This window comes from Paenibacillus sp. P13VS (assembly GCF_015143645.1).
Classification (GTDB): domain Bacteria; phylum Bacillota; class Bacilli; order Paenibacillales; family Paenibacillaceae; genus Paenibacillus; species Paenibacillus xylanilyticus_A.
This window is the reverse complement of the sequence record NZ_WYEV01000003.1, coordinates 340,201-362,216: the sequence shown is the minus strand read 5'-3', so window position 1 is coordinate 362,216 and position 22,016 is coordinate 340,201. Positions and strand designations below refer to the sequence as shown.

The following is a 22,016-nucleotide window of genomic DNA, read 5'->3' as shown; positions in this document are numbered from 1 at the left end:
CCATATGCTGAAATTAATCGAGCTGGAATGGAGGAAGCTGGAGCGTAAGAAGGTGATTGGTGAAGCGATTACGTATTGGCTTATACTCATGTTCTTGCCGGTATTTTTTCTCAAGGTTGTTTTTGCTGATATGCCAAACGTTCGTTTTGGAGAGAGTTATGCTGCGGCTCTGGACCTGATGATAGCCATTCAGATGGGGTTTATTTTGTTCGGAGCGTCCCTGATCAATCATGTATTTATTGAAGAATACAAGAATAAGACGATAGCTCTTTCATTCGGATATCCACTCAGCCGAAAAAGACTTGTTATGGCCAAGGTGCTGTTTATTGTGTTGGCGGTTTTCATCAGTACCCTGGTGTCCTTTGGAGTTAGCGGTATTGTAACCTTTGCGCTCAACCAGGTTATGAATGTTATTCCGGGAACGCCAACGGCAGCTGACCTGACGAACTATGCGATCAGAATGATTATACACTCCATCGCCACTGCGCTTGCCTCATTAATTCCGTTATTTTTGTTCGGAATTTGGAAGAGGGCGGTCATCCCGGCAGTCATTTGTGCAGTTTTCCTGATGCAGTTTCCTAATTTTCTCGGTCTGCTGCGGATTACTTTAAGTATGGACTTTCTATATGTCATTTTCAGTGTATTGGGTGTGGCAAGCGTCATTTTATCCGTAAAGTTCGTAAATAAACTTGGGGATTTGTAATGAAAGAATGTGGCGTGATGAGAATTGAAGTTATAACTGTTTTGCTGCCTAATGGAGATACAAGGAAGCAGCTGATCAATATGATCGGCTGCTTTGTTCAACTAACGGCAGGTTCTTAGATACACTCGGGCGATAGAAACATGTTCTTGTCCAATATGATAATCATTACAAGTTTTTGTCCTTAGCAGCTATTTTCAGTCTGTATTTCGCCTTTTTAACTATCAACCGTGTTTAACCTCTCATCTTGTCAGTTGTCACATAACATTGTGAAGATTATCATGTATTGTGATACTTAATATTGCTTTAAGTGCATGTAATCAATGTTTAGTTGTACATCTAATCGGTAATCGGACTATGTTATGTCATCTTGCCCTTCAATTCATTAAACTAACGGACAAGTTAATTTAATAATCGGAAGGAAAAGGTATATATAAAGGGAACTATATAGTATACCGGAGTAAATAAAGGAGAGAAGACAATGAGTAAATCATTTATTGAACAAGTACATTATATTAGAATTCCAGTAAAAGATTTAGAACTGTCTGCACAATGGTATAGAGATGTATTAGGGCTTCAGTTACTAAACAAGACTGAGGAACTTGCAATATTAAAGGTAAATGAAGGACCTTTCTTACTTATCTTAATTCCTACCGAAGATGAAACATTTGCACATTTTACAATTGATAATAAACAAGAGTTTAGCATAGGCTTTACCAGTCCAGAATTATCTAAATTTCATCAACACTTAATTGATAATCAAGTTAAGGTAGAGGATATAAAAGAAGATAATGGTCATGCCTTTTTCCACTTTTATGACCCAAATGGTAATAAACTTCAAGTACACTGGTAGGATTATAATGAATAAAGCATCTTATTATTTGTCAGTGGACAAGAACATGTTCCGATTGCCGATTAGGCGTATATCTAATCAGCATCCGACTCTTCAATTCATTAAACTAACGGGCAGGTTAACTTAAGACAATGAATATGGAAGTGACTGAAATGGAGCTTTTAAATATAGCTATACAGATTGAATTTGAAAATGGGTAGAGAGACGGAGGAGAAGTTTGGTACTGTAGGAGCGATAGCGTCACTTTTGTCACCGGATTTCCACCGTGAATATATAGGAAGAACAGCGGCCGGAAGTCGAAACATTCACTTCACTGGAGTCACGCTAATTCAAAAATAAGAAAATCAGGAGCTATTGTCGAAAACAATGGCTCCTGATTTATGAAATTGCTATTTTGATAAACATGATGGAACATCAGTATCAGTCGGGTTTTCATCATTTAAGGTTTTATTTAAGAGCAACGAATTGGGATGATTTTTAAGAACCTCATATATTCAAAAGATGAAGGAGCTGAAAGATGAGTTAGGACAAGGGATTAGCAATGGAGAGTTTGGTGAGCAGGACATCGTCAACTTAAATAAAATCGATGATTATTTTTATGCTTACCAAGTGTCGCTATTTCCTTTAAAAGAGGATAAATCCGAGGAGTTCCAAAAGATAAGAGATATAAATGCTCGATTTAATGAAGTGCTTCCTAGAACAATTACTAGTCAGGATCTCGTTGAACTAAATAACTCTTATAAAAATATTCACGAAATTATCGATGAAGTGTCGAGGGACAAGAACATATACCCATTGAAGTCGCTAATTTAGCGGCTTTTTTATTTTATCGGTACAAGTTCTTGTCCAAAGCCAAGGACAAGAACTTGTACCGATTACCGTATTGGACAAGAACTTGTTCCTATTGCCGATTAGGCGTGTATCTAATCGGCATTTTGCCCTTCAATTTATTAAGCTAACGGGCAGATTAGCGCAGTTTTAGTATCTAAAATAAGATGCGCATATAAATTAAAAGTAAACATCAACTATAACTGTACCCCTATGCACTTCATTAGGTTTAGTTTACGGTAAGCAAGACTCAAGTTATTTAGAGTGCTGAGTGTTGTTAGGTAGAAGATGAAGACAACAGAAAGATTTTTATCAGGTAAGAGATTAGCAGGGGTACTTTAAGATTATGCCGAAAATTGTTAATAGTACGTTCAGAAACTTATTTTGAGGAAGGAGGAGCACCTTTATGGATTTAAACATTAAGCAAGCGTTAATGAATGGAGAAACCTCTCTTGGAATTGAGTTTGGCTCCACTCGAATCAAGGCTGTACTAATTGATTGTAATTTTGAAATAATCGGTTCTGGTAGCTATGAATGGGAAAATCAATTGATTGACGGTTATTGGACCTACGATCTCAATGAAGTGATAAGCGGATTACAAGAAACCTATCTCCAATTAAAGCAAGAGGTCGAGAATAGATACAGTGTAGCGTTGCAAAAAATTGGATCAATTGGGTTCTCTGCCATGATGCAGGGTTATATTGCACTTAATCGAGAGGGAGAGCTGTTGGTTCCATTCCGTACATGGCGCAATGCCACAACGGAAACAGCTGCATCAGTACTAACAGAGAAATTTCAGTTTAAAATCCCTCAACGCTGGAGCATAGCGCATTTGTACCAAGCGATATTAAATGATGAAGAGCATGTTGCAAACATAGACTACATTACGACTCTGTCAGGCTACGTCCATTGGCTATTGACTGGAAGTAAATCTCTTGGTTTAGGAGATGCTTCTGGCATGTTTCCAATTGATAAATCTACCCGGCAATATAATAAGGATATGATCGATCAGTTTGCTACATTAATTGCTGATAAAGGCTACCCGTGGAGTCTGAAACATATTTTACCTACAGTATATGGAGCTGGTGAGCATGCTGGTTGTCTCTCTAAGGATGGCGTTCGGCTTTTAGATCCGTCAGGCTGCCTCCAGGCTGGTATTCCGTTATGTCCTCCGGAAGGAGATGCCGGGACCGGAATGGTCGCTACGAATAGTGTCAAACAGCGCACCGGCAACATTTCTGCAGGTACGTCGATTTTTGCTATGTTTGTAATGGAGGAAGATTTATCTACGGTATACCCTGAGATTGACATCGTGGCAACACCTGATGGAAGCCCTGTCGGCATGGTTCTTGCCAACAACTGCTCCAGCGATATTAATGCCTGGCTCGGCTTGTTTCGAGAATTTTATGAAGAGATAGGGCTGAAAGCCGATATGAACCAGATATTCAATGTTTTGTTCAACAAAGCACTGGAAGCCGATGCTGATGGTGGCGGTTTGCTGAGCTACGGCTACTATTCAGGCGAGAACATTACCGGGTTTGCAAAGGGACGTCCGCTCTTTGTTCGTTCTCCGGAAAGTCGATTTAATTTGGCTAACTTTATGAGAACACATCTGTATACCGCATTTGCTGCACTAAGAATGGGGATGGATATTTTGACGCAGAAGGAACAGGTCAAGATTGACCGTATTTTGGCACATGGTGGATTGTTCAAAACGGAGATAGTTGGTCAAAAAATGTGCGCTGCGGCATTAAATGTTCCGGTTTCGGTCATGCCTACGGCTGGTGAGGGCGGAGCATGGGGGATGGCGATTTTGGCATCTTATATGGTTAATAAAGAGCAGCAAGAAGCCTTGGCTGACTACCTTACGATTAAAGTGTTCAATGGTAAAGAAGGAAAAGAGGTTTTTCCTGACAGTGCAGATGTGAATGGTTTTAACTTGTTTATGGAGCGTTATACGGAAGGTCTATCCATTGAGCAGGCAGCGGTAGAACACCTCGTAGAAAATTGGAAGGTATGACATGGACAGGTGGGAATGGTGAATATTCCAAAGTGCAAAAGTGACAGAGAACGATTTCAACAAGAGTTAATTAATTTGATGGTGCCGGTTAATGGAGGAACTATTGAATTACGTGATTATTTTAATAAGGATAAATGGTTTAGTTCGGATTACACGTTATCAAACCCTGGAAGGGTTAAGAATTCAGTCACATGGACTGAAACGATTGAACCATTTTATGTAATGAAATATCCGATAACAAAGCAATTGTATCATTTAATCATGCACGAAGAAGAAGAAATAATTCTAAATGACTTGCCAATGACGGATGTTTCGTGGATAGATTCAATCCATTTTTGTAACGAATTGTCTAGAGTGCTTGGTAGGACTGAATGCTATGCAATCACGAATGAAAGTGAGAAGACAAGATATAACAAAACAGCGAATGGCTTTCGTTTATTAACTGACGCTGAGTGGCAGTATGCGTGCAAAGCGGGAACCACCGGATATCGTTATGCGAAAATTGATCAAATTGCATGGTATCAAAAGAACTCCCATGGAGCAGTTCATCCAGTAGGACAACTGCTTCCTAATCCATGGGGGATCTTCGATATGATCGGAAACGTTTGGGAATGGTGCTGGGACCTATATGATACGGAGCGATATGGGAACTATAGAGTTTTCCGAGGAGGGAGTTGGGCAGAAGTGGAGAACAACTGTGGTTCTACGAGCAGAAGAAAAAGTATGCCCGATTTCAAGATAGATGATCTTGGTTTTAGGATTGCACTTACCAAACTTTAAGTACTCGAGATCAGCTATCTCAATATTGACAAAAATCAATTTAAGCTAGCGGGAAAAGTTATCTTAACACTTTGAAGATAGCAACTGACCCATGTGTGAAATGCACCCCAATTGTTAGACAACATCTAACAATTGGGGTGCGCTCAAGTGGTCGGCTGCTTTTATTCAACTAACGGGCAGGTTAGTTTTAAAGCAGTATGATAGAATCAAATTAAAAAAGAAGGTGGAAGTTTGATAGTTCCAGAGTTAAAGTTCACATGTAATGTCAGAAGAATGGGTTGATCTTGAGGAATTTTACGTTTGTTTAGATGCCTTTATAGGTGAAGTCGGAAGTAAAGGATCGGAGGTATTTAGATTCTATATTGTCAGCCCTAAGTGGTTATTGAGAGCACTAGAAAGTTCAGATGAGATTGAACTAGGACGAGGCTACTTAATAGGAAGTGCTTACAATATTTCAAAAGTAGAGTATCGAATAAAAACACTTTTAGGAAATGTCGAGGTACAAGAACATATTCCCATTGAAGTCGCTATTTTAGCGGCTTTTTTATTTTATCGGTACAAGTTCTTGTCCCGAGCCAAGGACAAGAACTTGTACCGATTACCGGAATGGACAAGAACATAGTCCGATTACCGATTAGATGGGTATCTAAATGAGAAGCAATGTAATTAAAACCTCATTAAGTAGCATTATATAGGACAGTTTTCGCATTTCGATTAAATGAAGATCTGAGTAGAAGTGTTGTGTCTCTTATGGGTCACAGAAACACTGAATTCAGTTTTATGGTCAAAGAAACCAGCTTCAATGATCGGAAGTACTTCAATTAAAACTGTGATCTCTTTTGAATTAGATAATAAAAACTCGTAAAAGCACTCTAGCAAAGAAGTGAAGAGGATGCTGGATGTGTCTTTTGGCTCGAGGAATGAAAACATATACCGATATCGTACTTAGTGCTGATCCTGTCATTGTTGAGGGACAAGAACATGTTCCTATTACCGATTAGGCGCATATCTAATCGGTATTTTACCGTATTTCATTAAGCCAACGGGCATGGATTTATCCATTCCTAGTTAAGGTTCGCGTCCAGCACTTTTTGTTCGCATTTGAATTTTGAAAAAGGATAAGCAACTCAGGCATTTTGAGCAATCATTTCCCGTTAGTTCAATCGTCTTAAAGAATATCTGATTTAAACAGACCATGTAATAGCATTGATAAAAACAGACAGAATATATGGCAAGGGAGGTGGATTTAATCAACACATGTACTATAATAATGGAAATTAAATAAGGATGGTGTTTCTCAATTGAAAACTTTTTATTGTGATCTGGAAATAACCTTAGATGTCATTGGCGGAAAGTGGAGACCTCTTATTCTGTATTACTTAATAAAAGGTCCTAAACGGACCGGTGAATTGAAAAGGCTCATACCATCAATTTCTCATAAAATGTTAGTACAGTCGTTGCGGGAGTTGGAGAGTAATAATTTGATTATAAGAAAAATGTTCAATCAGGTACCACCAAAAGTGGAATATGCAATATCAGAAATGGGCATGTCACTTGAACCCACTTTGCGAGCTCTTTGTGATTGGGGTCAGGATTATGCAGAGAAGACATGGAACAAGGATGATTATCGGAGATTAAATGTAGAATAGAGTAATTTAAAAAATCAATTTATTCTTTACTTCATCACAATTATCACTTTTTGGTTACTATATAACCAAAAAGTATGTACTATTTTAAAAGTGATACATAGTACATAATGAGACTTGTGGCAATGAAGAAAATTAAAGAATTAATAAAAGGAGTGGAGTGTGTAGTGATGTCAACAAACAACAATCAAATAATTCTCAATATCCGTTTTAAAATTAAACCTGGTAAGAAAGAAACTTTCCGTGAAAGCCTATTTGCGATGATTAGCAATTTCAAAAGTGAACCTGCCTTTGTCAATGCGATCGTCTCCGATGATCTTGATCATTCTGATGATCTTGTCATCTATGAGATCTGGCAGGGAACAAGAGAAAGTTGGATTCAATACGAACTTAATAAACCTTATCGTGCTGAGTATGAAGGTGCACTTACCAACCTTATTGATGATAGAATCGTAAGCTGGCTTGAACCAGTCGGTGAATGGGGGAGTACACTGACGAATGTAAGACGATAAGTTTTTTAAAGGATTATCACTTGCAATCCTTGCTGTAGCTTCCAGTCTATTTGTGACAAATAATCTCTGAATATTTCACCGTGATGGATTTACTGCCAAACTTAATCAAAGGAAGATGTTCTCGCTAGCTTCACTATAAAAGATGATGTGGATGATATGATAAAAAAGGCACAGTAAGTTAATACCCTTTTTTTTCGGCCAAAATGTAACTGATATTGTTGCATTATGGCCAACTTACCTTCATTGGAGAATAAGATGAAAATGTTAAACAAATATATTTTCATGGAGGTGCCTAATGAAATTTGGCTTTATTGGTGCTGGGATAGTTGCTCAAACGCTGGCGAAGCATCTCTTGCTTCACGGTCATGAAGTTATTCTCAGTAATAGCCGTGGTCCCGAAACGCTCTTAGATCTGGTAAGCTCGCTCGGTACTGGCGCAAAATCTGGAACACCTTTAGAAGCAGCTGAGCAGGACTTTGTAATTTTGAGCGTAATGTGGCCGCAAATGCCTATTGCTTTGTCCATGGTTCCTGACTGGACAGGCCGCGTTCTTATTGATGCTACCAACCGCTTTGAAAATATGGAACCTTTAGTTGGTGAATTATCAGGAAAGAATTCGAGTGAAATCGTAGCCCAATATGCTCCGGGTGCTCGGGTAATCAAAGCTTTTAACAGTGTTCCGATGGAATGGATTAAGAATTACACGGATGAGAAGCCGAAGACTGTCCTATTCATGTCCGGTGACGACATCCAAACCAAACAAGTCTTGCAAGAAATTTGGGAGAACATTGGTTTTGCCTGTATTGATCTTGGCTCCTTGAGCCAGGGCGGTCTGCTGCAGCAAATAGGAGGTCCTCTTGCTGGATTGAATTTAAATCTGTTGGAGCGATACAGTGTACGATAACGCTAATCTAGTCTGCAAGTGCCAGCAGCTGTGTGAACCAAATCTTATTGGTTGAAATGTTTCGTAATTGTGGACATTCACCGACTCCGATATTCATGCACCCTCTAACGTTAAGGGCTTTCAGTCAATCATATGGTCATAAAACTGGTGAACGATTCGGAAAGTTGTGATTGGTTTCTAATATAAGATTAAAGCACTAATAAAAGTACAAAGGGGTTATTCATATGGGTAAAATACTTATTACTGGAGCAACAGGTAATCTCGGCAGCAGGACACTAGAGCTTATTCTTAAAAAAGTAAGGTATAGAAGCTCACCAGGGCGACTATTTTGATTATGACTCACTTCTGCGGGCTTTTAATGGTGTTGAAAAAGTTATGCTTATTTCCGCGCAAGCATTTACCGACCGCAATACGCAACATTTCAATGTCATCGCTGCTGCAAAACAGGCTGGTGTCAAACAAGTGATTTTCACGTCGATCATACGAAGAGAAAATTCTAATCTTATTGTGCCCGAAGTATCGATGTCAGACTTATTTGCTGAACAAACGCTTAAAGCATCCGGATTAGCCTATACCATTCTGCGGAATCCACCGTATCTTGAAGTCATGCATTCGTATTTCGGAGATGCGCTTAAAGTCGGCGTACGAGTACCAGCGGGTTCCGGTAAAGTTGCCGCTGTATCTCTGGACGATTTGGCGGCAGCCAACGTAGCCGTTCTTACTCAAAACGGGCACGAAAATAAGTCATATACTTTAAGTGGCAGCGAGGGAAGCTCTTTTGCAGACATCGCTGAAGCCCTCTCGGAGATTAATGAGATAAATATCCCTTATGAGGCAATTAGCGAAAAAGAATATATAGACACTATGGTAGCGAATGGCTTGCCTGTTCTTATGACTGATTTCTTATTAGGTTGGGTGCGTGGAATCAACACTGGAGAATTCTCGGAGACGTCTGGGGATCTTGAACGTCTAATTGGCCGAAAACCAATGACGTATAAAGAATTCTTTAAAATCAAATCGCCTTTTTCTATAATTGAAAATTGAAAGCTGACATGATATTAACTTAACTCTATGAAAAGTTTAGAGTTATTTACAAGGAAGACATACTATGGGCCGCAAAGGCAAAGTACCATCAGAATCTCTTCTGTGATCCTCAAGAGGTTCTTGATGTGAAGTTCACGACTTTTGACTACAAGCTCGCCAAAGGCGATGTATTGGCCAGAGTTACAAGGAGCGCATTACCAGCTAATCGCCGCAAAGTACTCCGGACCTTCAATAAAGCCCTAAACGCGGTGGTCCAAACTATTGAATATAAGATACTTCAAAAATCTGTTGAAGTTTTTATGAAGAGAGAAATTTTTTAGCCGCTAATCCATAAAGATATGGGTTAGCGATTTCATGTGCAAATGCTCACCACGCAGGAAATGGTTACGCTTCTTCATAGAGGAGAGGTTGATTTTTACTTGTCCTCACCTCCTATAAGGGGGGATGACATTGAATGTTGTCGAGGGACAAGAACATGGTCCCATTGAAGTCGCTATTTTAGCGGCCTTTTTATTTTATCGTAAAAGTTCTTGCCTGATTGCCGGAATGGACAAGAACATAGTCTAATTCCCGATTAGATGGATATCTAAATAAGAATCGATGTAGTTAAAACCTCAATAGCAGTATAATCAAAGACTGTTTTCACATTTCTTATTCATCTAAAAGGACGAATTTATTGGTAACTATGTGATGCCCAGTTCCGTTTAAATAATATGTGGAAATCTTATTGTATAGGGGGAACGGATGAAGAAAAAATGGAGGATTATTTTATTTAGCTTTATTGGGGTAATTATTCTTTTAGTCATATTAGGAGCAACATACATTAACAACGTTGGTTTTAACAATATAAAGCTTATGTATGAGTTAAATTCAACGGATGTATCAATTGTTCAGATTGATGAAGATGGGCAGTACCTTGGACGAAGAATGAATAGTAATCAAATTCTAAAAGATCGAATGAAGAGGGAAGGTTGGCAGTTTGAACAGCAGGAAGGGGCTTCATTTTTCTTTAAGAAAGACAATAACGAAGCTGTTATTTCTACGGAAATATGGAATAGTAATTATGTCCTTTATCGTTTAGATGATAATGTCGTCAATCTTGCCGACAAATAAGGGAGTAAAAACCAGCCTACGGCATGAAAGGAGACGATGTTGGATTTTACGGAAACGAGAATCATAATCCGCTTGACCGCTTCGGTGTTGAACACTCGGGTGGCATCATCTCGGCTGCTGCAGGCTTCGCCATCGATTCATTCAAAGCGAGTATCGTAGACTCGCAAGGGCAAGAAGTCCGAAATGATAGGCGATTCGGTGTTCTTGTATCCGAAGGATGTGCTGGACGGGTACAGCGTAACGGGTAACATTAACTCAATACGATAAGAAAGCAGCTGACCAATTGTGATCGGCTGCTTTTTATTTAAACTAACAGAAAGATTCTTCTTATTAATCGGATACAATAAATCCATCGAAGTTTTCCGGACCCACGCGCACGGTGCCTAATAGGTTGGAGCTAATAAATGCAGTGTACGTCAATTGGGGGAGAATAGGTGGATTAAAGTCGTTACCCGAAAAAGTGATGACTTGTGGCGCTAAGACGCTTAGCCCAAATGTAGCCGTGGCAGAATAGACTGCAGGGTCAGTAGCCTGGGTTCCTCGTACGACTCGAATCGTTATCCCAGCAAGGGCTAACGGGAGTGTAACGGAAACCGTTCCTTTAAACTGAACACGTGGGTTTGTCCCAGCACCGGCTGTCAGTAGACCAATCTGTCAGAATAACTGCGGCGTGTTAATCAATAGAATGGGTACAGAAATCGAGTTAGCTAAACTTGCGTTTTGTGATGTTCGAGCATCCAAAAAAGTTGTCATGAGATACTCACCTCCAAACGATGTAGATATAGCATAATATATGTTATATCAGGTACATTGCATGGATGAAGTGGCTAACAAATAAAAAAGGGCAACTATCAATTAAAAGACAGTAAACGTGTTTGATATTATGGTTCGCTTTAAGACTAATGTATTATGTTTGCGAATATAACGACGGATTGTAATATGAAGTGCGACACCCTACTGAAATAAAAAAATGGCTCACAGCCTGATTCGTGTAGAATGAAAGTTACCACACCAGCATTCACACAAGGAGAATCAGTCCATGAGTTATTCACATCTTAGCATAATCGAACGCAGCAAGCTAGAAATCCTCCACAGACAAGGCAAAAGCTCAAGAGCTATTGCAAAAGAACTGGGGAGACTTTCGTCCACGATTTGCCGCGAACTAGATCGTGCTAATTCATCGTATCCCTATCAGGCAGAACACGCTCAGAACGCTTATGAGAAGCGTCGTCAATCCTCTGTTTCTTCAGGTAAATGGTCAAGCACCTTAGCTGCTTCACTGGAGGAAAAACTGAAGGCAACGTGGTCTCCGGAACAGATCAATCAACGCTTCCGTACCGAAGGCTTGCCAGCAGTATCCTTCAAAACGATCTATCGCTGGATCTACGCAGGTCGACTGGTTCAAGGCACGTTACAGGTTCTTCGGCACAAAGGAAAGCGTCAGAAACCCGCAGAAACTCGCGGTAAATTTGCCATTGGCAGATCCATTTCGGATCGTCCCTAAGAGGTTCGTTCTCGTGAAACGTTTGGGCACTGGGAACTGGATACCGTCGTATCTAGTCGTGGGAAAAGTAAAGGATGCATAGCCACGCTCATTGAACGCAAAACCCGTCTATATACCGCCATTCTCATGCCTGATCGCACTGCTCTGTCTATGGAAATTGCGCTTGGTGTAGCCATCTCACAGTATCCCACAGGCACTTTCCTCACAGCCACGGCTCACCGAGGAAAGGAGTTTGCATGCTATGCCAATCTGGAAACAAGCCATGACCTGCACGTTTATTTTGCTGATCCATATTCGTCTTGGCAATGCGGTTCCAATGAGAATGCGAATGGATTGCTTCGAGAGTTTTTCCCGAAAGGCACCGATCTCGCTCAAGTCGAGGATGAAGATCTTGCCAGTTCACTAGATCTAATAAACCACAGACCACGAAAATGCTTGGGTTGGAGAACCGCTCACGAATCTTTCACAGAGGAACTGTCGCACTTGGTTTGATAATCTGTCGTAAGTATAGTTTAAATTAAATTGTTTATTACATATTTTCAAGCTTTTACTATCGTTATAATAACATATAAGAGAAGTAGTTAATTTACTTCATAAAAATTGCAGGGGGATAACAAATGAATAATTTTTTTAGATTTGATACTGATGAAGAACGGCGGGCGTTATTAATCAGAGCAAGGAAAGTCGCTTTATCTGCAATTCGAAAGTATGACGTAGAATGGGATAACATCCAGTTTATTCAACTATCCGGCGATACGATCACGTATAAAATTGAAACTAGTACAGATAACAATTATTTACTTCGCATTCATTCGGACCGATTAAGCAGAGAGGAAATTCGTTCGGAACTCCTACTGTTACAAGCACTGAACAAATCGAAAGATCTAAAAGTACCAGAAGGGATGGCAAATTGTGATAGTATTTATGTATTGGACATCGAAACAGAGACAGGATATAGGCGCCCTTATATAACGATGATGCGATGGATAGAGGGTGAAAAAGTTGTAGGTGAATTTACAGATAGTCAAGCATATAATATAGGTGTATTGATGAGCAGGCTCCATGAAGCAGCAAAGGATTTCAATCCACCTTCTGATTTTGTAAGACCTACTTGGGGAGTAGAAAGTTTTAAACGTGAAATGGCTAAGTTGGAACGTTACTATGAGCGTTTTTTATCCGAAGAGGGATGGAAGCTGTATCAAGATGCAGCTGAGAAGGTTGTATCCCAACTTACCACGATGCATCCAAGTGAACATAACTATGGGCTCATTCATGCTGATTTACATACCGGTAATATGGTTTTTGAGGATAATCAACCCTATCCGATTGATTTTGGAAGATGTGGGTACGGATATTATCTCTACGATATGGCAGGCACCATATTGGAGCTTTGGCCAAAGCATCGATGGATGCTTATCCAAGGTTATGAGAGTATTAGGAAGTTGGAAACCGACTATATTCGGGATCTGGAATGTTTTTTTGTCATGTTCATGATCGAGAACTGCTGCCATCACGCCTCTGATCCAAGAGAAACAACCAGTTTAATCGATGAACAAAAGTATGCCCAAGCATACATAAGAGAATATTTAAATGGTAATCCATTTTTATTCGAAGTGATCGAGCCTGTAAATGTGGATTAATACTAACTGATACCGGGCTAAAATAATGATATCTTATGGTGATGATTTACAATAGGTCGCTGTTTAGAGTGTTTGTTCATAACATGCTATGCCAATCTGGAAACCAGCCATGACCTGCACGTTTATTTTGCTGATCCATATTCGTCTTGGCAACGCGGTTCCAATGAGAATGCGAATGGATTGCTTCGAGAGTTTTTCCCGAAAGGCACCGATCTCGCTCAAGTCGAGGATGAAGATCTTGCCAGTTCACTAGATCTAATAAACCACAGACCACGAAAATGCTTGGGTTGGAGAACCGCTCACGAATCTTTCACAGAGGAACTGTCGCACTTGGTTTGACAATCTGTCAACAAGAAAAGATATTAAAGTCGTCGTTTTTAGAATGAACAGTATGAAATTATAGGAGAGTCCTAAAAAGAAAAAGAAAATGAACTATTTATTCTTAATTTTAACGATCATTTTTATGGTTGGTTTTACCAACGTAGAAGATACATCTAATACAGATGTAGAAGCAGATTCACAAGAAATAACCACAGATACAACGACTAAGAATAGGGAAAAAAAAGCAGCTGTCAAAGCAGTTGTTGATGAACCAGTAGGAGAGGAAACATCAACATCGAAAAGGGTTACGTGCTTTTTATGAGATCCAGCTGCCAAAAACAGGCGGCTTTTCTTTTGTAACAAAATGGGCAGCATTCCTGTAATAATTAAATCTAATAGTAGATACAGGTAGGTTAAAAGGATAAGAATAAGGAAAAAAGGGAGGCTTCAGATTAAAGATCTTAGATCCTTTCTGAATAAATTAGAGGAAAATTGTATTAGTTAGAAAGATAGCAATTATGATAGAGGTTGCAGTTCCTCGGCAACGCTGGGAAATTGAGTTTTTGGAAGATGGTTCGGTTGAAGTTGATAAATTTATTAGTCATAAAGATATTTATGATGCAATAATACTTCTTAAAGAGTTAAGCAATTAAATCCTAATACATAGTTCTTTTCTAAATAGTCTATAGGGCAGTATTTTAGTAATAAGTGAAATCTTGCTTATGGTAGAAACGGAGCAGGTCAGTTGAATAAGATTTTGGACTAAGCTATTGTGCATAAAAGGACCGATGAATAAATTAGTCTCAGATTGTCTCAAAAAGGCTTATGAATGATCATTCTTAAGCCTTTTAATATATTTCAATGTATTTTCCAAGTTGATATTTAAATAAAAGCTTAGGGCTAATTATAAATTCAATTATGCAGGAGGTAAAAATATTACGTTTATTTTCTCATTGACGTGGGTTCATACATGGAATTAGCTACACAGATTAGAAAGACGATTCCATATATTGCTGAAAGAGAAGATAGAGAAGGCAATAAGGCAATAAACACAGCTTGCTTATGCTCAAAGCAAAAATCTTTTAAAAAAAATCAATCAGAAAATTACGAAAAAGGAATAAGAGGCCTTTTTCAGTCTATTCTTTGGAGATAGATTACAATGTTGCTGTTAAAATAATTGAAAGTCCATTAAATAATGCATGAATAATCATTGCTGGATAAACAGAGTTTGTTTTTTCATAGGTCCAGGCAAAAATGAATCCAGCTAAAAAAGTGTATGGTAACGTATGGAATGTTGGGATGTGAACGATCATAAAGATGAAGGAAGTAACAAACATTCCTGTGATTAGCCCGTACTTACTTCTAATCCAACGATAAAGAAATCCTCGATAAAAAATTTCCTCATAGATTGGTGAAATAATAGCTGCTGAAAAGAATGCAATGATAAAGTTGATAGTAGTTAATCTTGTTTGTAAGCTTTCTGTTTTACTGTTGTTAGTTCCCATTTGAAATAGTAATTCAAACACAAAAGAGATTAGAATTGTGCTGATGATTAGAACGATCGTCCATCCAATTGTCGGTCCCCAATAGGATTTGGAGAATCGCTGTAAACCTACTTCCTTCCAAGATAACTTTTTCGGCTTAATTGCGATAAAGTATACCCCTAGTGTAAAAATGATAGACATTATAAATCCAATTAGTGTTCCTGAATACAAATCATTTTGAAAGGCACCGGTTAGGGCTAGCATCAGTAAATATTCAATAAAAAAAGGAACAAGCACTAACACCAATACTAATAGTAATGTTAACTCTTTCCATGACCACGGACTTCGTTTGAAAAAGATTTTATCCATTAATAATCACTTCCTCTTTCTTTTTTGCTATATTAATAGTAAAAGATGACGTTACGTAATCTGCAAGTATTTTTTTTGGGGGGGATTTTTATGAAATTTTACTCTACTGGAGAAGTTGCAAAAAAGTTGAATATATCTGTTCGAACATTAAGATATTATGATCAAATTGGATTAATGACACCAAGCCAAAAGGATAATTATGGAAAGAGGTTTTACGAAGATGAAGATTTATTAACACTACAAAAAATAACTATTTTAAAAATGCTGAACTTATCGCTTAGTGATATTGGAAAAATCCTTTCGAAAATTACCATTGAACAATTACTACATGCGCATAAAAAGTCACTACAACAGAAAAGGGAAGAACTTAATAACTCTATAAAATCTACAAATACCATCTTAAATATTATTCATATGGAAGGAAATTTAAATTGGAAGCAATTGATTCCACTAATACTAGCGGAACAGAAAAAGATTGATACAGATATGAAGTGGAATGAATACTTTGACCAACAGGAACAGGTAATTTTGAGGGAGAAACTACCTAATATGGTAACGGATAACCCCAAAGTTAGACATTGGATTAACATAAATAGAAGAGTAGAATTATGTTTAAAACGTGGAGATACTCCTGATTCCATAGAAGCGCAAATTATTGCAGAGGAAGCCCTAGAATTATCCAAAGAATTGTTTGATGGGAATGAAGAACTAGGCGACAAGTTTTTCGAAATACGAAAATCACCAGAAAAATCCCGAGATTTAAATCTATATCCAGTCAAAGAGGAGGTTTTACATTTTATTGATGAAGCGACCCAATTCTATTTGGATAGGAGGAACGATACATGACTACTAGACTGAATTAATAGTAGGTTTAGCGGATTGGGCGTACACTTTTATGATTGTTTTGGTATTTTCAAGAAAACCATATCTTGCTTTTCGAAAAAAGGCATGCCTGTGCTTCTTTTGAATAAATTCTTCGATTTTAAGATTAAAAGAAACTTTTCTTAAACTTCCAACTAACTGCTGCAATTTTTATATAGTTTACCTCCATATATTTAAAGAGACGGCTCTTATTCTTTAGCGTGAATTATTTTTTCCATCTAAACTTACTAATTTGCAGGTCATATTTTTCGTTGATTTCACCTCCTTTCAAATATATTGTTGTTTTATTTATTATTGGATTTACGTCCAAACTGATAATAATAAAGAAGTGTCATTACAACGACTATCACGGCTAGAGTCAGCAAAACGTTACTATACACAAAAGCAACCTTATCATGTACAAACGGATTTAATTGAACAGCGCTTGTTCCACCGTCAAGTACCTTACCAATGACAGCCGTAGATCCTGCTGCTGCAATAAAGTTAAACATCGATAACAACCCCATACCGATCCCAATTTCATTCTTAGGCAAAGTACGTGAAATGGTGTTTGACATAGCAATTTGCATATAAGATTGACCTAGTACACCTAGTGTGAGGAAAATTTGAGTGTACGTAGGAGACATCCCCACGATTGAAGAGAGAATAATGAAACCACCAACAAGCAGTGTAGAGGCAGTATACAGTAGAAAAGGATTCCCTTTCTCATCAGCTAATTTTCCGCCCTTACGACCAAGAAACGCTGTAACAAGGGCTGAAGGCAACATTATGAATCCGATTAATGCAGGAGACAGACCATTAACATTCGATAACATAAGCGGTGTCAGGAATGGAATGCCGAACCCAACCGCGATGAGTACAAATGCAATGGCCATTCCCATCGAATATTCTTTATTTCTAAAGATCGCGGGATTCACGAAGGGAAATTGTGTCGAGAGACAAGAACATATTCCCATTGAAGTCGCAACTTTAGCGGCTTTTTTATTTTATCGGTACAAGTTCTTGTCCCAAGCTAAGGACAAGAACTTGTACCGATTGCCGGAATTGACAAGAACATAATCCGATTGCCGATTAGATGTATATCTAAACAATCAGCATATGCACTTATTTGGGAACAACTATAAGAATAATGTTACATTAATTAAATCCAAACCCCCGAGTTAGCTGTCTATATAACAGGAGGTGAACGACAATGATCGATGCACAGCAACAAATCAACGCCGCACAAAACGGAGATCACGATGCCTTCGTTTCTCTTATAAAGGATCGAACGGATAAGCTGCACCGAGTGGCTCGCCATTATGTACGGGAGTCCAAAGATGCGGAGGATATCGTTCAGGATGCCCTGGTTAAGGCTTATGAGTCACTGCAAACGCTGCAGCAAGCCGAAGCGTTTGAGAGCTGGCTTACCAGAATTGTGGTGAACCGGGCGCTCAATCATTTGGAGAAATCCAAGCGTGTTCACCTGAGCGAAGACCCGCAGGCGCAAGAGCCATTGGTCGTTAATGATATCGATCAAACCCTGGATCTGGAGCGTGCATTGGCCAGTCTGAATCCGAAGCTGCGTCAGCTCTTGTTCTTAAAATATAAGAAGGACCTGACCCAGCAGCAAATCGCCCATCTCCTGGATATGCCATTAGGTACTGTAAAAACACAATTACGGAAGGGACTGGAACATTTGCGCAACGAAATGGCTCAAGATTTTCTCGAACGAGACCTGGATACATTACGCCTGCAGTTAAGACAACAGGCAGAGCACCAGTTTGCCGTTTCACCGGATTATGATCTGATCGTCAATGACTATCAAGAGAACACCATGAGGGGAACAGGGAAGGGAGAAGCGGGATTCTTATGGGTTAAAACGGGGAGTGATGACGCCGTTTCTGCCACGCTCTCCAGGGACGGCAACTTGCTTGACTATGCCATTTCCTGGGCCTCATTGGACAACGAGACACGGATATCTGAGGAGGAGCTCAAACAGCAGGCAGAGCAATTCCTGGAAGATCATTATCCCGGCGCACTGCGTGATTTTCCGTATTGTGAGATGGAGTGGATGGAAGGGATGTTTGGGTACACACGACAGCAGAAGGCGATGGGGCTGCCGCTTCCTGAGACGGGATGCCTGATTATGGTTCACCGCAGCGGTCACGTGGTCGGATTTAGGTACTACGGAACCGTTCCAGGGCCAGCACTCCCAACCATGATCACACCAGAGGAAGAACTGATGGCGTGTATGAAGGCCAATTTTTTGCTACATGTGGTATATTGCGTATTGGACAAAGCCGTGTACACGGATGGTGACGATCAGGTCCATCTTGTTTACGCCCCCCGAAGTAGAGGACTAATCTATACTGCATCATCACAGGAGGAAGTTCCGACAGCCTATAGGGCAGAAGCTGTCCCCTCTGACCCAAGAACTCTGGACGAGTGGCCAGGTGAGTTCCCGCCCGCACGAAGCCTAGAAGAGTGGATTGGCGTAGACAACGACCAATTTCAGTTAGTACAAGACGACAATATTGGCTCGAACACCAAGTTGATGGTGTGGAAGCAACAGAATGAAGAGCGTCCAGCCAAGAATGACCGGTCTTGGAAGGCCTATTGGGCTGATCAGATGGAGGGAGCGGTCAAGGCGCGAGTAGACAGCCAAACCGGACAACTGATTGACTTTGTTTCGCATGGTAAGCCAGATCAACTAGCTCCATTAACCTGGGATCGAGACGCATGTATAGAAGTAGCTATGGACTATGTCCGAGGACTAGCAGCCGAAATGTTGCCGTATCTCAAGCTTCTAACTGAAGAGACCGACGACGAAGATCGTTTGGAAATCATTCGCTTTGGTGTGTATGTTCAAGACGTATCTGTCAGGGATGAATGCTATCAACTAGCTGTTGACCGCTCTAATGGGAGGGTCAAAAGTTTGATGTCCCCCTCCATAAGGCCAGAACAGTTAAAGAAGCTGGAGACCGTGCCTTCATTTGATTACCAGACAGCCATCCTCCGATGGACGGCACAGGCCAAGCTGCGTCTGCAATGGGAACGGATGCACAATGCTAGGGCGAAAGAGGCCCCGTACGAACTAGTGTATCGAATGATTGGTAGTGAGCACGAGCGGACGCCCGAAGTGCTTGATGCGCAAACGGGGAAGTTATACGAAAATACTTTTTACTGACAAACAAAAACATCTAGCCCGAAACAAAGGGCTGGAAGGCATTCAAAAGCCTGCGGATGTAGAACAGCATTGGAAGGAGGTTGGTGTCCATTCCAGAATGCCCATCGATGGTTCTTATGGAAGGACGATCCCATCCTTTCTTTCTATCCACCGTCCCGTGTATACAAGGTCATCGAGCGAGATCATGCAGGAAGAGCGATGGAGTTTTTGAGAAAGCCAGAGAAGCGGTCTTTGCGTTCAACCGTAATATTGCGCGAGGACAGCATGCTGCGAAAGTAGTTGTTTCTGGCGGTACTCCAGCTTGCGCGTCAAGCATAAGCAGAATGTGAAAAAGGGGGATGGGCAAGATGCAATCTATGTTAAACTTATTGGAAAGCTAGCTCGTATTCTCATTGGTATGGTTCAGCATGGAGAAACGTATCGCAGCCTAACCAGAGCACGCAGTAATAACAAAATAACAAAAACCGCACACACTAAGGAAAGAACGACTCACTCACGAATGTTGACCCATTCGCAGGATAAACAGAACGCATAGAGGAACCGAGTATAGCAAGCGTTTATTGCAGCACCTGTAGGATGCAAAGGTAAAAATAGACGTTTAACACAACGTTCTATAGAAAAACTTGTTGAGAAATATACAACAGCCTTTGGAAAGCCGGCTTTGACGGTTCATTCTTCTTTGAGGCATTCATTTGCCATTATTAAGACAAAGGGCACATGAATCTGGAGGATGCGAGAGTCGATCAAACCGACATATTAATTGTGTCCATTGAATTTTAAAAACGCCGAACTCGGAATATGAGTTCGGCGTTTTAGGTAGATTATACGACGGAGGGGTGGGAATTAAAACTACCCCTTTGTAGAATGACATAAAGTTACCAACCATGAAATCCCTTATAGAATAAGGTTTTTTATTTTTCGGTAGGGAACTTTGTGTCAATTTTTAGTGACATAAAGTTCCCTACTAGGCTGGAATTTGACATAAAGTTCCCTACTACCCTGGAGAGAATCATTTTTTTACTTTGTGTCATTTTGGTAGGGAACTTTGTGTCAATCAATGTACTGTCGCAGGACAAGAACATTGTTCTATCAAAGTCTCTAATATAGCGGCTTTTTTGTTTTAAGGAACCAAGTTCTTGTCCCAAGCTGAGGACAAGAACATTGTACCATTCCCGATTAGAATGTTATCTCAACAGTTGCATGATAGGAATTATGTCGATTGAAAAGAGCACATTACCATAAAAAGTCGCTAAAATAGTGGGCGTGTGAGCTAAGAACAGATCCCCCAAAAAAACTAATTGTAAAGTAATATCCATATTTAAAGTTAACGGGCAGTTTAGTTTAATGAACGATGCTATAATAAAGAAAATATAAGAATAAATTGAGGTAAGAAATTGAAAACAAAGAAAAGTATGAGACAGATATGCCCAAAATGTGGGTACGAGAAATGTGTTCCCAAACTGTATATCGATAATCCAAAATATCCTTCTGGTTCGATTCTGAGATGTAAGCAGTGTAAATCACTTTTTTCGCTTAAAAATGGAGGATGGGTCTTTTGGAAGGAATGGGAATAAGCTAACGAGAACTGTTAGCTCAATCAAAGATTAAAAAGCAGCCGATCATATGCGTTTGGCTTCTTTACACCGTGATCCGTGAGAAGTGCAGTACACTAACATGGTGTCGAGGGACAAGAACATAGTCCGATTACCGATTAGGTGTGTATCTAAATGAAAGGCGATGTAGTTAAAAACCTAATAATAAAGATAATCCAGGACAGTTTTCGCATTTCTTATGTAACAAACGACCCGATAAGAGATAAAAACAGGCGGATACGAATTAAGAAAGCAAAATATTAATTCTGGAACTAGCTGTTAAGGACAAGAAAATGGTCAGATTACATATCGTTTTGACATTTCAGAAGTAGATGAGCTGACGATGTTAATGGCACTCCACGTTGTATAGCCGATTAGATCAACTCCGTCTTAGATGGACTCTTTCATTTGTTGAATGTGTTATTTGAAATAGTCGATCCGGTAATCATCATGAATGTGTCCATCCTCGTCCACTTGATCTAAGCGCCTACTACGATAAACAATGGCATTTGATATCGGTCATAGAGCTGATTTAAGGAGTAATGAAGTCTAAAGTCTGATCGGATCAATCCGCCATTCCCAATCAATTGAAACAAAACCATTCGTCATAAGAACGAATGGTTTTATTAGTGTTAGCTGGGTCTAATAAATTTAT

At 39.7% G+C, this 22,016-nt stretch carries 20 protein-coding genes and 7 pseudogenes; 22 read left to right on the top strand and 5 right to left on the bottom strand.

Going from position 1 to position 22,016, the window contains the following annotated elements; translation table 11 throughout:
• The first annotated feature begins 4 nt into the window (after positions 1–4).
• The 13 genes and pseudogenes from GUA98_RS06640 to GUA98_RS06590 all read left to right on the top strand — a co-directional run bounded on the left by GUA98_RS06640 (position 5) and on the right by GUA98_RS06590 (position 10,648).
• Positions 5–703, top strand: a complete 699-nt coding sequence (locus GUA98_RS06640; protein WP_193722476.1) for an ABC transporter permease — start codon at positions 5–7, stop codon at positions 701–703.
• A 478-nt stretch (positions 704–1,181) separates the two neighbouring features.
• A complete protein-coding gene (locus GUA98_RS06635; protein ID WP_193722475.1) occupies positions 1,182–1,553 on the top strand; it encodes a VOC family protein in 372 nt (123 codons plus the stop codon).
• A 501-nt stretch (positions 1,554–2,054) separates the two neighbouring features.
• The gene (locus GUA98_RS29420) at positions 2,055–2,366 is read left to right on the top strand and encodes a hypothetical protein (protein ID WP_227779454.1); all 312 of its coding nucleotides are present in this window, start codon (positions 2,055–2,057) and stop codon (positions 2,364–2,366) included.
• 421 nt (positions 2,367–2,787) lie between these two features.
• Entirely contained in the window at positions 2,788–4,401 is a 1,614-nt protein-coding gene (locus tag GUA98_RS06630) for a xylulokinase (protein WP_193722474.1), read from the top strand.
• 78 nt (positions 4,402–4,479) lie between these two features.
• Positions 4,480–5,181 carry a formylglycine-generating enzyme family protein gene (locus GUA98_RS06625; RefSeq protein ID WP_227779521.1) on the top strand — a complete coding sequence of 234 codons (702 nt, stop codon included), beginning with the start codon at positions 4,480–4,482 and terminating at the stop codon, positions 5,179–5,181.
• Between the two features lie 262 nt (positions 5,182–5,443).
• Positions 5,444–5,803: an Imm8 family immunity protein gene (locus tag GUA98_RS06620; RefSeq protein WP_193722472.1), complete on the top strand. Its 360-nt coding sequence runs from the start codon at positions 5,444–5,446 to the stop codon at positions 5,801–5,803.
• Between the two features lie 679 nt (positions 5,804–6,482).
• Entirely contained in the window at positions 6,483–6,830 is a 348-nt protein-coding gene (locus GUA98_RS06615) for a winged helix-turn-helix transcriptional regulator (RefSeq protein WP_193722471.1), read from the top strand.
• 122 nt (positions 6,831–6,952) lie between these two features.
• The gene (locus tag GUA98_RS06610; RefSeq protein ID WP_227779453.1) at positions 6,953–7,339 is read left to right on the top strand and encodes an antibiotic biosynthesis monooxygenase; all 387 of its coding nucleotides are present in this window, start codon (positions 6,953–6,955) and stop codon (positions 7,337–7,339) included.
• A gap of 295 nt (positions 7,340–7,634) precedes the next feature.
• Positions 7,635–8,243: an NADPH-dependent F420 reductase gene (locus GUA98_RS06605; protein WP_193722470.1), complete on the top strand. Its 609-nt coding sequence runs from the start codon at positions 7,635–7,637 to the stop codon at positions 8,241–8,243.
• 303 nt (positions 8,244–8,546) lie between these two features.
• Positions 8,547–9,287: an NAD(P)H-binding protein gene (locus tag GUA98_RS06600; protein ID WP_321573856.1), complete on the top strand. Its 741-nt coding sequence runs from the start codon at positions 8,547–8,549 to the stop codon at positions 9,285–9,287.
• 347 nt (positions 9,288–9,634) lie between these two features.
• Positions 9,635–9,745: pseudogene (locus tag GUA98_RS29415) on the top strand (LysR family transcriptional regulator); the annotation flags it as partial.
• A 286-nt stretch (positions 9,746–10,031) separates the two neighbouring features.
• Positions 10,032–10,400, top strand: coding sequence for a hypothetical protein (locus GUA98_RS06595; RefSeq protein ID WP_193722469.1), 369 nt, complete (start codon positions 10,032–10,034; stop codon positions 10,398–10,400).
• 23 nt (positions 10,401–10,423) lie between these two features.
• Positions 10,424–10,648 (top strand): hypothetical protein, encoded by a 225-nt coding sequence (locus GUA98_RS06590; RefSeq protein ID WP_193722468.1) that lies wholly within the window; start codon positions 10,424–10,426, stop codon positions 10,646–10,648.
• Between the two features lie 82 nt (positions 10,649–10,730).
• On the opposite strand, the pseudogene GUA98_RS29410 reads toward GUA98_RS06590, so the two are convergent.
• Positions 10,731–11,153: pseudogene (locus GUA98_RS29410) on the bottom strand (hypothetical protein).
• 286 nt (positions 11,154–11,439) lie between these two features.
• Here GUA98_RS29410 and GUA98_RS06585 point away from each other — a divergent pair.
• The 3 genes and pseudogenes from GUA98_RS06585 to GUA98_RS06575 all read left to right on the top strand — a co-directional run.
• Positions 11,440–12,396 (top strand): annotated as a pseudogene (locus GUA98_RS06585) (IS30 family transposase).
• A 125-nt stretch (positions 12,397–12,521) separates the two neighbouring features.
• Positions 12,522–13,544, top strand: a complete 1,023-nt coding sequence (locus GUA98_RS06580) for a phosphotransferase enzyme family protein (protein ID WP_193722467.1) — start codon at positions 12,522–12,524, stop codon at positions 13,542–13,544.
• A gap of 84 nt (positions 13,545–13,628) precedes the next feature.
• Positions 13,629–13,883: pseudogene (locus GUA98_RS06575) on the top strand (IS30 family transposase); the annotation flags it as partial.
• A 93-nt stretch (positions 13,884–13,976) separates the two neighbouring features.
• On the opposite strand, the gene GUA98_RS06570 reads toward GUA98_RS06575, so the two are convergent.
• Positions 13,977–14,228 (bottom strand): hypothetical protein, encoded by a 252-nt coding sequence (locus tag GUA98_RS06570; protein ID WP_193722466.1) that lies wholly within the window; start codon positions 14,226–14,228, stop codon positions 13,977–13,979.
• Between the two features lie 155 nt (positions 14,229–14,383).
• On the opposite strand from GUA98_RS06570, the gene GUA98_RS29945 reads away from it, so the two are divergent.
• Together GUA98_RS29945 and GUA98_RS06560 are read left to right on the top strand one after the other, a co-directional pair.
• Positions 14,384–14,518 (top strand): hypothetical protein, encoded by a 135-nt coding sequence (locus GUA98_RS29945; protein ID WP_265333575.1) that lies wholly within the window; start codon positions 14,384–14,386, stop codon positions 14,516–14,518.
• A 317-nt stretch (positions 14,519–14,835) separates the two neighbouring features.
• Complete coding sequence (locus tag GUA98_RS06560) at positions 14,836–15,018, top strand: hypothetical protein (RefSeq protein ID WP_193722465.1); 183 nt, start codon at positions 14,836–14,838, stop codon at positions 15,016–15,018.
• Position 15,019: 1 nt separating this feature from the next.
• Here GUA98_RS06560 and GUA98_RS06555 read toward each other — a convergent pair whose 3' ends face one another.
• A complete protein-coding gene (locus GUA98_RS06555) occupies positions 15,020–15,718 on the bottom strand; it encodes a CPBP family intramembrane glutamic endopeptidase (RefSeq protein ID WP_193722464.1) in 699 nt (232 codons plus the stop codon).
• A gap of 90 nt (positions 15,719–15,808) precedes the next feature.
• Between GUA98_RS06555 and GUA98_RS06550 the strand changes: the two genes are divergently transcribed.
• Positions 15,809–16,564 (top strand): MerR family transcriptional regulator, encoded by a 756-nt coding sequence (locus GUA98_RS06550; protein ID WP_193722463.1) that lies wholly within the window; start codon positions 15,809–15,811, stop codon positions 16,562–16,564.
• Between the two features lie 320 nt (positions 16,565–16,884).
• Here the strand turns inward: GUA98_RS06550 and GUA98_RS06545 are convergent, their stop codons facing one another.
• Positions 16,885–17,517, bottom strand: coding sequence for an MFS transporter (locus tag GUA98_RS06545; RefSeq protein ID WP_321573838.1), 633 nt, complete (start codon positions 17,515–17,517; stop codon positions 16,885–16,887).
• A gap of 275 nt (positions 17,518–17,792) precedes the next feature.
• Here GUA98_RS06545 and GUA98_RS06540 point away from each other — a divergent pair, with 275 nt between their 5' ends.
• The 3 genes and pseudogenes from GUA98_RS06540 to GUA98_RS29400 all read left to right on the top strand — a co-directional run.
• Complete coding sequence (locus GUA98_RS06540) at positions 17,793–19,769, top strand: sigma-70 family RNA polymerase sigma factor (RefSeq protein WP_193722461.1); 1,977 nt, start codon at positions 17,793–17,795, stop codon at positions 19,767–19,769.
• Positions 19,770–19,806: 37 nt separating this feature from the next.
• Positions 19,807–20,023 (top strand): annotated as a pseudogene (locus GUA98_RS29405) (DsbA family protein); the annotation flags it as partial.
• 302 nt (positions 20,024–20,325) lie between these two features.
• Positions 20,326–20,466, top strand: a pseudogene (locus GUA98_RS29400) (tyrosine recombinase XerS); the annotation flags it as partial.
• Positions 20,467–21,667: 1,201 nt separating this feature from the next.
• Here the strand turns inward: GUA98_RS29400 and GUA98_RS29395 are convergent.
• A pseudogene (locus GUA98_RS29395) lies at positions 21,668–21,946 on the bottom strand (family 1 glycosylhydrolase); the annotation flags it as partial.
• Positions 21,947–22,016 lie beyond the last annotated feature (70 nt).